The sequence below is a fragment of the Streptomyces spirodelae genome (genome assembly GCF_017676385.1).
Classification (GTDB): Bacteria; Actinomycetota; Actinomycetes; order Streptomycetales; family Streptomycetaceae; genus Streptomyces; species Streptomyces spirodelae.
Window position 1 is genome coordinate 14921 of record NZ_JAFFZN010000015.1, and the last position, 14335, is coordinate 29255.

The window sequence follows — 14335 nt, forward strand, 5'->3', positions numbered from 1 at the left end:
CGCCCCGCAGGGGCAGGGGCGTACGTCAGCTCGGCCTGGCCAGCCAGTGGTACAGCGCCATCGCGACGCTGGTGGCCAGGTTGTAGCTGGAGACCTGGGGGCGCATCGGAAGAGCCACCAGGCTGTCGGCGCGGGCGCGCATCTGCGGTGAGAGGCCGTGCCGCTCCGAACCGAAGGCCAGCAGCGCTCCGGCGGGCACTTCGACGGTGCGCAGGTCCGCGCCTTCCGGGTCGAAGGCCAGTAGCGGGCCGTCCGGCAGCCCGGCCACCGGGCGCCGCTCCACCGAAGTGGCGAAGTGCAGCCCGGCACCGGCGCGTACCGCGGCGGGGTGCCAGGGGTCGAGGTCCCCGGTGGTGAGCACCCCGGCGGCGCCGGCGCCGGCCGCCAGCCGTACGACGGCGCCCACGTTGCCCAGATTGCGCGGGTTGTCGAGGACGACGAGCGGAGCTTCCCGCTCTGGTGCGGCCGGGAGCGCGGTGGTCTCCGGGACCGCGAGCGCCGCCACACCGGTGGGGTGCGCGCGGGGCACCAGGGCGCCCAGCGTCGAAACCGACACCTCGCGCAGCAGCCCGTCGAGCACTCCGGTCAGGTCGGGCGCGAGCTCGGCGGCGAGCGCCAGCGCCGCACGGCGGTCGGTGGCGAGCGCGACCGGGACCCGCGCGCCGAACCGCAGCGCGTGCTTCAGCGCGTGGAAACCGTCCAGCAGCACGCCCTGCTCGGCGTACCGCGCCCACCGGCTCTCGGCCGTCTCGGCCGTCTCACCCGTCACCCGGCCACCCTACGGCTGCCCGCCCGGCCCGTACGCGGACACCTTGGGGGTCTCGGCGACCGGCTCGGGCACCGGCTGGGGCGCCCTGGGGCCGCCGCCCGGCAGCAGACCCCGCGCCCGGCCACCCAGCGCTCCGGTGTGGCGGCCGAGCCACACCAGGAAGGCGGTGGGGAGGAAGACCGCGTCGGCCGCGATCATCGCCAGCGAGAAGAACGGCAGCCCGAGCAGTACGGCGATGCTGAGGTGCTCCATGATCATGAAGGTCAGCAGCACGTTCTTCGCCCGCCTGTTGAGCAGGGTGAAGGGGAAGGCGACCTGGGTGGCGACGGTGCCGTAGGTGACCAGGAAGATCATGACGCCGTTGCCGGCGAGCAGGTGGCTCAGCTCGGGCCAGGGCGTGAAGTAGTCCAGGTTCATCGGGTAGTAGACAGCTGTGCCGTCCTGCCAGCGGGTGCCCTGGATCTTGTACCAGCCGGCCGTCGAGTAGACCAGACAGACCTCGATCATGACGACGAGCAGCACGCCGTTGTGGACGAGGTTGGCGAGGATGTCGCACACGTCGCGTATCTCGCGCACCGCCGCGCCGCCTCGTACGGCGGCCCGGTTGACGGCCCACCACAGGCCGTGCACGGCCCACAGCGCCCAGAAGAAGACCGCCCAGCCGATGCTGAGCCCGCCCGCGACGGTACTGCCCAGCAGTACGGCACCGAACGCGCTCCACAGCACCACACCCCCGACGCCGGCCGCCGTCTCCTGGCCTCCGGCGATCTGCTGCAGCTCGCCAGGGGCCGACGGCTCGCCAGGGGCCCACTGGCCTTCGGGGGACGCGTGGCGCTCCCGGGCGCGCCTGGCCCGCCGGGCGTCCAGGGACCACACCTGGGCGCAGCGGGTGAAGACGAGGTAGATCGCCATCAGGTGGATGATGTTGTCCCCGCCGTCGCCCATGAAGACGCTGCGGTTCTGCAGTGAGAGCACCCCGACCATGAACAGCACGGTGGCCGCGCGGGTGTGCCAGCCCAGCAGCACTGCCGCGGCGGCGGCCATGGCCACGACGTAGACGAGCTGGAACCAGCTGTCGCTGCTGGACCACATCAGCACCGTGAAGGCGTCGTTGGTCTCGATCAGCTGCCGGGCCAGACCCCAGGCCCACGGGCTGTCCGGTCCGTACAGCTCCTGCCGGTGCGGCCACTCGCGCAGCAGGAAGAAGAACCACGCCGCGCCGAACCCGATCCGCACGATCGCCGTCTGGTAGGGGCCGAGTGCCTGCGCGGTGATCCGGGTCAGGCCGCGTGAGATCCACCGTTCGAGCCGGGCGCGGGGTCCCTCGGCTCCCCTGTACCGTCCCTCGTCCGTCACTTGCCGCCTCCCGGAAGGTCGGCGCTGGTGACCTGCCACCAGGGCTGGGTGCTGTACGTGGTCTTCACCTGGGCCCTCTCCTCGCTCCACTCGGGCGGGGCGACCGGGGTGACGGCGGAGCGCACCTGGATGCGCTCGACGCTGCCGCCGTTGAGCTCGGGCCCGAAGCGCCGCATCACGATGCGCTTGATGTACTGCTCGGAGAGTCGGCCGCGCAGCCCGATGGGCTTGCCCTTCTCGTCGTGGTTGTCGGCGTAGAACTCCCAGGCGCGGCGCAGTTCGTTCTGCTGGGTGTGGCTGGGGGCCGGATTGCCGTGGATCGCCTCACCGTCCATGGCGCTGAGGTTGACCCAGCCGGTGTTCTCGGTGCTGCCGTCGCGCTTGGTCACGGTCGCGCGGGCGTGCACGGCGACGTTCTGCTGGAGGGGATTGGGGGCGAACAGCTTCCAGTTGCGCTCGAACTCCGGGTAGACGTACGAGTCGACGAGTTCCCCGTGCCGTTTGCTGATGGTGTTGTCCGGCGCCGTCTGCAGAAAGACCATCGCCACGTGGAACGCGATTCCGACCGTGACGACGGCCACGGCTATCGCCACGAAGATCCGCGCGGGCAGCGAGAGCGCGGCGATCCCGCGCGTGCCTTCCCCCCCGGGCGCCTGGTGCGCCGCTGGCTCCATGCCCTACCCCTGCTCCCCATGTTCTCCATGCCCATGACCGGGCCGGTCCGCCTCAGAGACTCTCAGAGGGTACTGGGGCCCGGGCGCCTGCCCCCGCCGGTCGGTGGCATTCGCCCTTGACAGCCTCGGAACCCGCGCCCATCCTTGAACCGAACGATCGGTCGGTCGGCTGGACACCGAGGGATCAGGGGGCTGTATGACATCGGTGACATCACCGCCGCGCGGGGGCACGGCGGGAGCGGAAGCGCACGGTGGGCCAGGCGCGGCCGAGCCCGGCGGCCCGGAGGCCGAAGGCGCCCTGCAGGAAGCCTTCGATGCGGCCGTGGCCGCCGACGAGCGCATCGAGCCGCGGGACTGGATGCCGGACGCCTACCGCTCCACCCTCATCCGCCAGATCGCCCAGCATGCGCACTCCGAGATCATCGGCATGCAGCCGGAGGCCAACTGGATCACCCGCGCACCCTCGCTGCGCCGCAAGGCGATCCTGATGGCCAAGGTGCAGGACGAGGCAGGCCACGGCCTGTATCTCTATGGCGCGGCCGAGACGCTGGGCGCGAGCCGCGAGGAGCTGCTCGACAAGCTGCACGACGGCCGCCAGAAGTATTCGTCGATCTTCAACTACCCCACGCTGACCTGGGCGGACGTCGGAGCGATCGGCTGGCTGGTGGACGGCGCCGCCATCACCAACCAGGTCCCGCTGTGCCGCTGCTCGTACGGCCCCTACGCCCGCGCCATGGTCAGGATCTGCAAGGAGGAGTCCTTCCACCAGCGCCAGGGCTACGAGCTGCTGCTCGCCCTGGCCAGGGGCACCGAGGCCCAGTGTGCGATGGCACAGGACGCGGTGGACCGCTGGTGGTGGCCCTCGCTGATGATGTTCGGCCCGCCGGACGACGAGTCGGCGCACAGCGCCCAGTCCATGGCGTGGAAGATCAAGCGGCACTCCAACGACGAGCTCCGCCAGCGCTTCGTGGACATCTGCGTACCCCAAGCTGAGGCGCTGGGTCTCACCCTGCCCGATCCCGACCTGCGCTGGAACGAGGAGCGGGGCCACTGGGACTTCGGCGCGATCGACTGGGAGGAGTTCCGCCAGGTGCTCAAGGGCAACGGCCCCTGCAACGAGCAGCGGCTGCGCCGGCGCCGTACGGCACACGAGAACGGCGCCTGGGTCCGCGAGGCGGCCGCGGCCCACGCCGCCAAACACGCAGCGAGGAGTGCGTCATGAGCGCCGACTGGCCCCTGTGGGAGGTCTTCGTACGCAGCAGGCGCGGCCTCTCGCACACGCACGCGGGAAGCCTGCACGCCCCGGACGCGCAGATGGCGCTCCGTAACGCCCGGGATCTGTTCACCCGCCGCAGCGAGGGCGTCTCCCTGTGGGTGGTTCCCTCCAGCGAGATCACCGCTTCCTCACCTGACGAGAAGGACCCCTTCTTCGAGCCCGCCGCCGACAAGGCGTACCGCCACCCGACGTTCTACGAGGTCCCGGAGGGGGTGCGGAACCTGTGACAGCCACAGCACCGCAGTCCCTGGCCACCCTCCCCCTCGGCGACGACGCGCTGATCCTCTCCCAGCGCCTGGGCGAATGGGCGGGGCATGCCCCCGTCCTGGAGGAGGAGGTGGCGCTGGCCAATATCGCCCTGGATCTGCTGGGCCAGGCCCGCGCGCTCTACGCCGGGCTCTCCGATGTGCTGGGCAGCGAGGACGAGATCGCCTATCTGCGGGAAGAACGCGCTTTCCGCAACTGCCAGTTGGTCGAGCAGCCCAATGGCGACTTCGCGCACACCATCGTGCGGCAGCTGTTCTTCTCCGCCTACCAACAGCCGCTCTACGCCCGGCTGGCCCCGGTGCTCCCGCTGGCGGCCAAGGCGGTCCGCGAGACGGCCTACCACCGCGACCACGCCGAGCAGTGGACGGTGCGGCTGGGTGACGGCACCGAGGAGAGCCACGCCCGCACCCAGCGCGCCGCCGACGCGCTCTGGCGGTACACAGACGAGCTGTTCGAGCCGATCGAAGGGCTGGAGGTGGAGTGGCAGGAGCTGGCCGAGGAGTGGAAAGCGGACATCCGTGAGGTGTTCGGCCGCGCGGGCCTGACCGTCCCCCAGGGCCCCGGAAAGGACGCCTGGGCCGCCGGGGCCGGCCGCCAGGGGCTGCACACCGAGCCGTTCGGCCGGCTGCTCGCCGAGATGCAGCATCTGCACCGCAGCCACCCGGGGGCCACATGGTGACCGCTTCAGGCTCCGCCGCTGCCGCCGCCTCCGGCTCTCCCTCGGACACGGCCGCCGCTGCCCCTGCCCCTGTCGGGGAGAGCTCCCGGCCGAGGTCCCTCGCGGAGCTGGCCGGGTCGGTGCCCGATCCGGAGCTCCCGGTGATCACCCTGGCGGAGCTGGGCGTACTGCGCAGGGTCACCGAGCCCGAGCCCGGCCACGTCCTGGTCGAGCTGACCCCCACCTACACCGGCTGCCCGGCGGTCGAGGCGATGGCGGCCGACATCGAGCGGGTGCTGCGCACCGAGGCCGGCGCCGAGAAGGTCGAGGTCCACACGGTGCTCTCGCCGCCCTGGTCGAGCGACGACATCAGCGAGGAGGGCCGCCGCAAGCTCGCCGAGTACGGCATCGCACCCCCACGCCCCGGCGCCCGCGCATCCGCCCCCGTCCAGGTCGGCCTCTCCCCCACCAGACATGCGACGGAACCCACGCGCGAGGCCGAGCCGGTCCGCTGCCCGCACTGCGGGGCGGCGGAGACGGAGCTGCTCAGCCGGTTCTCCTCCACCGCCTGCAAGGCGCTGCGCCGCTGCACGGCCTGCCGGGAGCCGTTCGACCACTTCAAGGAGGTCTGAGGGTGCCTGTCTTCCACCCGCTGCGCGTCAGGTCCCTCGACCGGCTGACCGACGACTCGGCAGCGCTCACCCTCGACGTCCCGCCCGAGCTGCGCGAGACCTTCGGCTACGCCCCAGGACAGCACCTCACCCTGCGGCGGACGGGCGAACGAGGCGAGGAGATCCGCCGCACCTACTCGCTGTGCGACCCGGCCGGCCCCCGCCCTTCGACGCTGCGGGTGGGCATCAGGCTGGTGGAGGGCGGCGAGTTCTCCACCTACGCGCTCAAGGAGCTGACCGAGGGCTGCACGGTCGATGTGCTGCCGCCCATGGGCCGCTTCGTGCTGGAGCCCCGTCCGGGCCGGTATGCCGCCGTCGTGGGCGGCAGCGGCATCACGCCGGTGCTGTCCATGGCCGGAACGCTGCTGGCCGACGAGCCCGGGGCCCGCTTCTGTCTGATACGCAGCGACCGCACCGCTGCCTCGACGATGTTCCTGGACGAGGTCGCCGACCTGAAGGACCGCTGGCCCGACCGCTTCCACCTGGTGACGGCCCTCTCCCGGGAGGAGCAGCACAGCGGCCTGCCCTCCGGCCGCCTGGACGAGGAACGGCTGACGGCACTGCTGCCCGCGCTGCTGACCGCCTCCGGAGTACGGGAGATGGACGGCTGGTATCTGTGCGGCCCGCTCGGACTGGTGGAGGGTGCGAGCAGAGCGCTGCGGACGCTGGACGTGCCCCGGGACCGCGTCCATCAGGAGATCTTCCACGCGGACGCGGGCGCGGGCACAGTGCCCCAGCCACCGCCCACCCGAGGGCTGTCCGGCTCCGCGACGGTGAGCGCCACCCTGGCCGGACGCGGCGGCAGTTGGCCCGCGCAGGAGGGGGAGACGCTGCTGGAGACGGTGCTGCGGAACAGGACCGACGCCCCCTACGCCTGCAAGGGAGGGGTCTGCGGCACCTGCCGGGCCCGGCTGCTCGGCGGGGAGGTCCATATGGACCGCAACTTCGCCTTGGAGCCGGAGGAGGTGGAGGCGGGTTATGTGCTGGCGTGCCAGTCGCATCCGCTGACCGAGAAGGTGGAGATTGACTTCGACGCCTGAAAGCGCACCCTGATACGCCCTGGAGCGGCTGGAGCCCTGGAGCGCCCTGGTCTGGAGCGCCCTGGTCTGGAGCGCCCTGGTGCGGCCCGGTGTCCCGTTACGGCCTCTGGTGAAGTTCGAGCTGCAGCCCTAATCTGACGGTACGTCAGCTCCAACCAGACCGAGCGAGCCGCACCGCTCACAGGACACCGGGGAGAGCGAGAGCGCCATGGATTTCAGCTTCAGCGAAGAGCAGCAGGCCGCCCAGGAGGCCGCCAGGGCCGTCTTCTCACAGGTGGCACCGGACGCGGTGGAGAGTCCGGCGGTGGCACAGGGAACCGTCGCCGACGACTTCGACCGTGCGCTGTGGCGGCAACTGGCGCGCTCCGACCTGCTCGGGCTCGCCGTGCCCGCACACCACGGCGGCCTAGGTCTCGACCCGGTGGCGCTGTGTCTGGTGCTGCGCGAGGCCGGCCGTGCCCTGGCACGCGTGCCGCTGCTGGAGACCAGCGCGGCGGCGTTCACCCTCGCCGCCCACGGCACCGAGGAGCTGTGCGCCGCGCTGCTGCCACGGGTCGCGGCGGGCGAGCTGGCGCTCACCGTCGCCGGGCAGGGCCGCACCGGCCATGAGCCTGCCGAGCGTGCCGTCACAGCGAGCCCGGAGCCCGATGAGGACGGCTGGCTGCTGGACGGCGTACAGACGGCCGTTCCATGGGCTGCGACGGCCGACCTCGTCGTCGTACCGGCGCACACGGCCGACGGCCGGCCGCTGCTGGCGTTGGTGGCACCCGCCGCCGGGGGCGTCTCGGCGGCCGAGCAGGCGTCCACCAACGGCGAGCGCTATGCGGAGGTGGAACTGGCCAGTGTGCGCGTACGGTCGCGTGACGTCGTCGACCACCCCGGGGCGCCGGGCAGGCTGCACCGGCTGCTGGCGACCGGCACCTGTGCGCTGGCGCTCGGCCTGGGCAGCCGGGTGCTGGAGATGACCGGCGAGTACGTCAGCCGCCGGGAACAGTTCGGGTTCCCTCTCGCCACGTTCCAGGCGGTGGCGGTCCAGGCCGCTGACCGCTACATCGACCTGCGCGCGATGGAGGCCACCCTCTGGAAGGCGGCCTGGCGGCTGGAGCCGGCCGAGGTGGCGGTCGCCAAGATGTGGGCGGCCGACGGGATGCGCCGGGTGGTGCAGACAGCGCAGCATCTGCACGGCGGGATGGGCGCCGACACCGACTATCCGCTGCACCGGTTCCATGCCTGGGCCAAGCAGTGGGAGCTCTCCCATGGATCGGCCGCGGCCCAGGAGGAAGCCCTCGCGGACCTCCTCGCCACCGGCTGAGAGCCTGGCCCCGGGGGCGCGGGGAACAGCGCGACAAGCCACGCCATGGGCCCGCAGCCCGCAGCCCGCAGACCACGGCACGGGCAGGGACAGGGACAGGGGCAGGGACAGGGACAGGGGCACCCCCTCTGCCCGGACCAAGAAGCCCTAGTGCACGAAGGCCGGGTCCGCGTCCCCCTCCAGGGGGCGCCCCGCGGCGTGCCAGGCCAGCATGCCGCCGTCGACGTTGACCGCGTCCACGCCCTGCTGGGCGAGGTAGGCGGCGACCTGTGCCGAGCGGCCGCCGACCCGGCAGACGACGTAGACGCGCTCACCCTCGCCCAGCCGTTCGGTCAGCTCGCCCTGGCGCGCGACGAAGTCGCTCATCGGGATGTGCAGCGCGCCGGGGGCGCGTCCGGCGGCCCATTCGTCGTCCTCGCGGACGTCCAACAGCAGCGCGTCGGCCGGTACGGAGGCGGCGTCGGTCTGCGGCACCTGCCCGGGAAGGGCGTTCATTCCTGCTCTCCCTCTCTCAGCCGGGCGAGCTCGCGCTCGCGCTCGGCCACCTGCCCGAGCAGTTGCTCGGCGATCTCTTCCAGCAGTGCGTCGGGGTCGTCGGGCGCCAGTTTCAGCATGGCCCCGATCGCGCTCTCTTCCAGCTCAGCGGCCATCTCGGCGAGCATCTCCTTGCGCTGCGCCAGCCATTCCAGCCGCGCGTACAGCTCTTCGCTGCGCAGCAGTTCGGCCACGGGTTCGGGCAGCGGGCCCGCTTCCCACTCCTCGGCGAGCGCGGCGAGCGCGGGCGCGTCACCGTCCGCGTACGCCTTGTTCACCCGCACGAGGAACGCCTCCCGACGCTCGCGTTCCGCGTCGTCCTGGGCGAGGTCGGGGTGTGCCTTGCGTACCAGGTCCCGGTAAGCCTTGCGGGCCTCCTCGCTGGGCCGTACCCGGCTCGGCGGGCTGACGGACTGCTCGTTGAGCATGGCCTGGGCCTCGGGGAGCATGCCGTCCGAGTCGATCCAGCCGAAGAAGAGCTCATCGACCTTCGGCATCGGCAGCACGGCACCGCGCGCCGCGTCGGCCTTGCGGATGTCCTCGGGGTCGCCGGTGCGGGCCGCGATCGCCTCGGCGATCTGTGCGTCCAGCTCGTCCAGCCGGGCGTAGACAGGGCCGAGCCGCTGGTGGTGCAGCCGGGAGAAGTTCTCCACCTCGACCCGGAAGGTCTCGACCGCGATCTCGTACTCGATCAGCGCGGTCTCGGCGGCCCGCACCGCCTTCTCCAAGCGCTCGGTACCGGGTTCTTCGCTCGCCTTGGCTGAGGAGTTGGCGTTCATCGCCACCACCCTACGACCGCCGCGCCCGGGCTCGGCCCCGGATCGCCTCCTGGCGCCCCCCGAGCACCCACGGTGAGCCCCGAAACCTACGGCACTGCCCGCACATCGATCCGCCACCGGCACTGCGGCACCGTCACTCCCGAAACGCCTCCGGGCACCGGGCGCCGGACTCCGGAAGGTGGCCGTCCGCCCAGCGGGTGAGCTCGATCATGGCGGGCCTCAGGGCGTGTCCCGAGTCGGTGAGGCGGTAGCTGACCCGCAGGGGCGGGCCCTCCTCGACGGACCGGGAGACCAGGCCCATCGCGGCCAGCTCGGTCAGCCGGTCGGAGAGCATCCGCTCGCTGATGCCCGGAACCGCGCGGCGCAGCTCGGCGAAGTGACCCGGCCCACTCATCAGAGCGGCCAGGATCAGCCCCGTCCAGCGCTTGCCGAGCAAGTGGAAGACGCGCGTGATGGCGCTCTCCGGCTCGGTGCAGGCCGAAGCGGCGGGAACGGCCACGGGGGCGCCCTCCGGCGGTGGGTCGCGCCTCTCTCCAAGCTCTGACATGACTCCAGGATACTGCCATCGGGCAAGTAGGTGCAGAAAAGTAAGTAGCTGTGGTACAACTAGTTCCGTCGGAAAGATCGACACCTTACGAAACATTAGGAGCCCCATGGCCACCCTTCTGCACATCGACACCTCCGTCCACCCCGACGGCGCCTCCGTCTCCCGTTCCGTCACCGCCTCCTTCCGTGCGGCCTGGGAGGCCCAGCACCCGGACGGAAAGGTCATCTACCGCGACCTGAACGCCGACCCGATTCCGCATCTGGAGAGCGTGGGAGCGGTGGCCGGCTTCATACCGCCGCAGAACCACACACCCGAGCAGGCCGCGGCCTTCGCACTGCGCGACCAGTTGGCCACCGAGCTGGAGCAGGCGGACGCCGTGCTGATCGGCGCCCCGATGTACAACTACACAATTCCCTCGACCCTCAAGGCATGGCTCGACCACGTGATCATCATGGGTCGCACCAGCGGTACGGAGAGCCCGTCGGCGGCCGGAAAGCCGGCCACGGTGGTCGCCAGCCGCGGCGGCGGCTACGGTCCGGGCACGCCGCGCGAGAGCTTCGAGTTCGTCCTGCCCTACCTGGAGAAGGTGCTGGGCGAGGGCGGCTTCGGGCTGGACCTCGATTTCATCGTGCCGGAGCTCACCCTGGCCGAGTCGACGCCCGGCATGGAGCACCTGATCGAGGCGGCCAAGGACTCCCGCGCCAAGGCCCACGAGGCGGCCGAGTCCTGCGGCAAGGCGCTGGCGGCCCGGCTCGCCGCCTGAGCCGCCACCCCGGAAGAATCCCGGAAGCGGCCCCGAAGCGGCCCCGAAGCGGATACGAAGCGGATACGAAGAAGGCCCCCACCGGACTCCGGTGAGGGCCTTCTTCTCTGTGCGCGAGGGGGGAGTTGAACCCCCACGTCCTTTCGGACACTGGAACCTGAATCCAGCGCGTCTGCCTATTCCGCCACCCGCGCATTGGGTGTTGTCGCCTCGCCCGGTGCGGGCGCCTGCCGACATCCAGAAGATTAGCACGCTGCCGGGGGTGGACTCACATCCGTATTCCGACCCTCCCCGCGACCGGCTCCGAAGGACACTCGGTGCGAGACCCAGCGCGCGCGCTCTACTATCCATGCGAGGGTGTAGAGCGGTACGAGCGACTGTGGGCGGGGGCACGCGCGGACCACTGTGAGGGGCAACACTTGAGCACCGGGCCCCGGTGGGGAACCAGTCGATTTCCCCGCGCGTGGATACGATCAGTAAGCAGTACCGCGGAAGCGTCGTGCCCTGATCCCGAGGACACTGGGAAGCAGGTACGAGGCGGATACGCAGCAAGGCGCCAGGCACGAAGCAGGCACTAGGCCGGAGAACATCTGGGAAGGAGGTGCGTCGTGGGAGTACTGAAGCGGTTCGAGCAGCGACTCGAGGGACTCGTGAACGGCACCTTCGCGAAGGTGTTCAAGTCCGAGGTGCAACCCGTGGAGATCGCGGGCGCCCTCCAGCGGGAGTGCGACAACAACGCGACGATCTGGAACCGCGAGCGGACGGTCGTCCCCAACGACTTCGTCGTCGAACTCAGCCCGCCGGACTACGAGCGGCTCAGCCCCTACTCGGGTCAGCTCGGCGATGAACTCGCCAGCATGGTGCGGGACTACGCCAAGCAGCAGCGCTACACGTTCATGGGCCCGATCAAGGTCCATCTGGAGAAGGCCGACGACCTCGACACCGGCCTCTACCGGGTACGCAGCCGCACCCTGGCCTCCAGCACCTCCCAGCAGCAGCCCCCGCAGCGCGGCGGCGCGGCCCAGGCCGGCGCCGGGCACGGCGGCGCCGGATACCCTCCGCGCCCCGCCACCGCACCGCCCGCCCCCACGGCCCCGCCGTCCTACGCGCCGGGCCCCGCGGGCTCGGCGGGCCCGCTGCCGGGCACCGAGACCCGGCGCTGGGTCGAGATCAACGGCAACCGCCACCAGATCTCGGGCCCGACCCTGGTGCTCGGCCGCAGCACGGAGGCCGATGTGCGGATCGACGACCCCGGGGTCTCGCGCCGTCACTGCGAGATCCGCGCGGGAAACCCCTCCTCGATCCAGGATCTGGGCTCCACAAACGGGATCGTGGTAGACGGACAGCACACCACGCGCGCTACGCTCCGCGACGGCTCACGCGTTGTCGTGGGCAGTACCACGATCATTTACCGGCAAGCCGAAGGGTGAAGCGGGGGCAATGTCAGAGCTGACCCTCACGGTCATGCGGTTGGGGTTTCTGGCCGTACTGTGGCTGTTCGTCATCGTGTCCATCCAGGTCATCAGGAGTGACCTGTTCGGCACCAGGGTGACGCAGCGCACCGCCCGGCGCGCCGAAGCGCAGCGCCCCCCGCAGCAGCGGGCCCAGCCCCAGCAGCCCCCGCAGGGCGGCGGCAGGCGCGGACGCGGACGGAACGCACCCACCAAGCTGGTCGTCACCGAGGGGTCGCTCACCGGCACCACCGTGGCCCTCCAGGGCCAGACCATCACCCTGGGCCGCGCGCACGACTCCACGATCGTGCTGGACGACGACTACGCGTCCAGTCGGCATGCCAGGATCTACCCGGACCGTGACGGAAAGTGGATCGTCGAGGATCTCGGGTCGACCAACGGCACCTATCTCGATCGGACCCGGCTCACCACACCGACGCCGATCCCGCTCGAAGCGCCGATCCGTATCGGCAAGACGGTCATCGAGCTGCGGAAGTAGTACCGACATGACGACCGGAGGGTGGGCACCGTGCGGATGTACCCGGAGCCGACGGGCGAGGTGCGCATGAGCCTGTCACTGCGCTTTGCCGCCGGATCACACGACGGCATGATCCGCGAGCACAACGAGGACTCCGGTTACGCCGGTCCACGGCTGCTCGCGGTCGCCGACGGCATGGGCGGCCAGGCCGCCGGCGAGGTCGCCTCCTCCGAGGTGATCTCCGCCATGGTCCAGCTCGACGAGGACATCCCCGGCTCGGACATCCTCACCTCGCTCGGTACGACGGTGCAGCGCGCCAACGACCAGCTGCGCGTCATGGTCGAGGAGGACCCGCAGCTGGAAGGCATGGGTACCACCCTGACCGCGCTGCTGTGGACGGGCCAGCGGCTCGGCCTCGTCCACGTCGGCGACTCGCGCGCCTACCTGCTGCGGGACGGCCAGCTCACGCAGATCACCCAGGACCACACCTGGGTGCAGCGGCTGGTGGACGAGGGCCGGATCACCGAGGAAGAGGCCACCACACACCCGCAGCGCTCGCTGCTGATGCGGGCGCTGGGCAGCGGCGACCATGTGGAGCCGGACCTGTCGATCCGCGAGGTGCGCGCAGGCGACCGCTACCTGCTGTGCTCGGACGGGCTCTCGGCGGTCGTCTCGCACCAGACGATCGAGGAGACGCTGGCCGGCTACCACGGCCCGCAGGACACCGTGCAGGAGCTGATCCAGCTCGCGCTGCGCGGCGGCGGCCCCGACAACATCACCTGCATCGTCGCCGATGTGCTGGATGTCGACTCCCTCGGGCCCGAGGACACCCTGCACGGCCAGCTCAACGACACCCCCGTCATCGTCGGCGCGGTCGCCGAGAGCCAGCAGCCGCTGGGCGGCGACGGCGCGGCGCGCAGCACCCCGGCGGCCCGCGCCGCCGAACTGGGGCGCGGCGGCGGAGTCCCGCAGCAGGGACAGGCCGGAGCGCCCGAGGGGTTCGGCCCGCCGACCGCCGACCCGTCGGCCCCGCCCCCGGGAGCGTTCGGTCCCTACGCCGAAACGGACTTCAGCAAGCCCCGCAAGGGCAAGGGCAGGTGGCTCAAGCGCTCGCTGTGGATCGCGCTCGCGCTGGCCGTGGCCGGCGGCGGCCTGTACGGCGGCTACCGGTGGACGCAGACGCAGTTCTACGTCGGCGCCAACGAGGACCACGTCGCCCTCTACCGCGGCATCAACCAGGAGCTGGCCGGCGTCAAGCTGCACAAGGTCGAGCAGGACCACCCCGAGATCGAACTCAAGTACCTCGCCGGCTGGCAGCGCAAGGAGCTGCGCGACACGATCGCGATGGGCAGCCGGAGCGAGGCCCGCGCCAAGCTGGACGAGCTGAGCGACCAGGCCGAGGTCTGCAAGATCGTCGCCGAGGAGAAGAAGAAGCCCAAGGACTCCGGCAAGGGCGACAAGGGCTCCGGGGGCGGGGACAAGGACTCCGAGAAGCAGCGCAAGGACGAGCAGAACACGCCAGGCGACACGGCCACCAGCGGCGGCACCGGCACCGGCACCGCCGGTACGGGCACGGGTACCGCCGGCGTCGGTGAGGCCAACACCGGTGTGGGCACGGTGACCCACACCGCCTTCACCTCCGGCTCCACCAACGACACCACTGACACCGCCTCCAGCACTCCCTCGCCGAGCCCCGAGCTCACCGAGAAGCAGCAGGAGCTGGCCAAGCAGTGCACCGGGCCGTAGGGGGCGGCACAAGG

At 71.3% G+C, this 14335-nt stretch carries 16 protein-coding genes and 1 tRNA gene; 10 read left to right on the forward strand and 7 right to left on the reverse strand.

Translation table 11 applies throughout. The features are described 5' to 3' along the window. Window positions 1-25: 25 nt before the first annotated feature. The 3 genes from JW592_RS17195 to JW592_RS17205 are packed head-to-tail and all read right to left on the reverse strand — an operon-like array spanning window position 26 to window position 2799. Complete coding sequence (locus tag JW592_RS17195) at window positions 26-769, reverse strand: TrmH family RNA methyltransferase (protein WP_209266007.1); 744 nt, start codon at window positions 767-769, stop codon at window positions 26-28. A 9-nt stretch (window positions 770-778) separates the two neighbouring features. Then, on the reverse strand, window positions 779-2125 hold the full coding sequence (locus JW592_RS17200) for an HTTM domain-containing protein (RefSeq protein ID WP_209266008.1): 1347 nt from the start codon (window positions 2123-2125) through the stop codon (window positions 779-781). Then, window positions 2122-2799 (reverse strand): DUF5819 family protein, encoded by a 678-nt coding sequence (locus JW592_RS17205; RefSeq protein WP_209266009.1) that lies wholly within the window; start codon window positions 2797-2799, stop codon window positions 2122-2124. Before JW592_RS17205 ends, JW592_RS17200 begins: the two co-directional genes overlap by 4 nt. Before the next feature lie 196 nt (window positions 2800-2995). On the opposite strand from JW592_RS17205, the gene paaA reads away from it, so the two are divergent. From paaA to JW592_RS17235, 6 genes are all read left to right on the forward strand, one after another. Continuing rightward, window positions 2996-4021, forward strand: coding sequence for a 1,2-phenylacetyl-CoA epoxidase subunit PaaA (gene paaA / locus JW592_RS17210; protein WP_209266010.1), 1026 nt, complete (start codon window positions 2996-2998; stop codon window positions 4019-4021). After that, window positions 4018-4302, forward strand: coding sequence for a 1,2-phenylacetyl-CoA epoxidase subunit PaaB (gene paaB / locus JW592_RS17215; protein ID WP_209266011.1), 285 nt, complete (start codon window positions 4018-4020; stop codon window positions 4300-4302). The genes paaA and paaB overlap by 4 nt, the downstream gene beginning before the upstream one ends. After that, the gene (gene paaC, locus JW592_RS17220) at window positions 4299-5021 is read left to right on the forward strand and encodes a 1,2-phenylacetyl-CoA epoxidase subunit PaaC (protein ID WP_209266012.1); all 723 of its coding nucleotides are present in this window, start codon (window positions 4299-4301) and stop codon (window positions 5019-5021) included. Before paaB ends, paaC begins: the two co-directional genes overlap by 4 nt. Then, window positions 5015-5632, forward strand: coding sequence for a 1,2-phenylacetyl-CoA epoxidase subunit PaaD (paaD, locus tag JW592_RS17225; protein ID WP_209266013.1), 618 nt, complete (start codon window positions 5015-5017; stop codon window positions 5630-5632). The genes paaC and paaD overlap by 7 nt, the downstream gene beginning before the upstream one ends. Before the next feature lie 2 nt (window positions 5633-5634). After that, window positions 5635-6711, forward strand: a complete 1077-nt coding sequence (locus tag JW592_RS17230; RefSeq protein ID WP_209266014.1) for a 2Fe-2S iron-sulfur cluster-binding protein — start codon at window positions 5635-5637, stop codon at window positions 6709-6711. 208 nt (window positions 6712-6919) lie between these two features. Beyond that, entirely contained in the window at window positions 6920-8023 is a 1104-nt protein-coding gene (locus JW592_RS17235) for an acyl-CoA dehydrogenase family protein (RefSeq protein WP_209266015.1), read from the forward strand. Window positions 8024-8170: 147 nt separating this feature from the next. On the opposite strand, the gene JW592_RS17240 is transcribed toward JW592_RS17235, so the two are convergent. The 3 genes from JW592_RS17240 to JW592_RS17250 form a co-directional block, all read right to left on the reverse strand. Further along, window positions 8171-8518 carry a rhodanese-like domain-containing protein gene (locus JW592_RS17240; protein WP_209266016.1) on the reverse strand — a complete coding sequence of 116 codons (348 nt, stop codon included), beginning with the start codon at window positions 8516-8518 and terminating at the stop codon, window positions 8171-8173. Then, window positions 8515-9336, reverse strand: a complete 822-nt coding sequence (locus JW592_RS17245) for a J domain-containing protein (RefSeq protein ID WP_209266017.1) — start codon at window positions 9334-9336, stop codon at window positions 8515-8517. Before JW592_RS17245 ends, JW592_RS17240 begins: the two co-directional genes overlap by 4 nt. A gap of 133 nt (window positions 9337-9469) precedes the next feature. Then, the gene (locus JW592_RS17250) at window positions 9470-9883 is read right to left on the reverse strand and encodes a winged helix-turn-helix transcriptional regulator (RefSeq protein WP_229376250.1); all 414 of its coding nucleotides are present in this window, start codon (window positions 9881-9883) and stop codon (window positions 9470-9472) included. 106 nt (window positions 9884-9989) lie between these two features. Here JW592_RS17250 and JW592_RS17255 point away from each other — a divergent pair, with 106 nt between their 5' ends. Beyond that, window positions 9990-10646: an FMN-dependent NADH-azoreductase gene (locus JW592_RS17255; protein WP_209266018.1), complete on the forward strand. Its 657-nt coding sequence runs from the start codon at window positions 9990-9992 to the stop codon at window positions 10644-10646. A 110-nt stretch (window positions 10647-10756) separates the two neighbouring features. On the opposite strand, the gene JW592_RS17260 is transcribed toward JW592_RS17255, so the two are convergent. Further along, window positions 10757-10840 (reverse strand) — tRNA-Leu (locus JW592_RS17260). A gap of 414 nt (window positions 10841-11254) precedes the next feature. Here JW592_RS17260 and JW592_RS17265 point away from each other — a divergent pair. The 3 genes from JW592_RS17265 to JW592_RS17275 are packed head-to-tail and all read left to right on the forward strand — an operon-like array spanning window position 11255 to window position 14321. Continuing rightward, window positions 11255-12076 (forward strand): FHA domain-containing protein, encoded by an 822-nt coding sequence (locus JW592_RS17265; protein ID WP_209266019.1) that lies wholly within the window; start codon window positions 11255-11257, stop codon window positions 12074-12076. A gap of 10 nt (window positions 12077-12086) precedes the next feature. Further along, the gene (locus tag JW592_RS17270) at window positions 12087-12596 is read left to right on the forward strand and encodes an FHA domain-containing protein FhaB/FipA (protein WP_209266020.1); all 510 of its coding nucleotides are present in this window, start codon (window positions 12087-12089) and stop codon (window positions 12594-12596) included. A 21-nt stretch (window positions 12597-12617) separates the two neighbouring features. Next, window positions 12618-14321, forward strand: a complete 1704-nt coding sequence (locus JW592_RS17275) for a Stp1/IreP family PP2C-type Ser/Thr phosphatase (RefSeq protein WP_209266021.1) — start codon at window positions 12618-12620, stop codon at window positions 14319-14321. The last annotated feature ends 14 nt before the right edge of the window (window positions 14322-14335 follow it).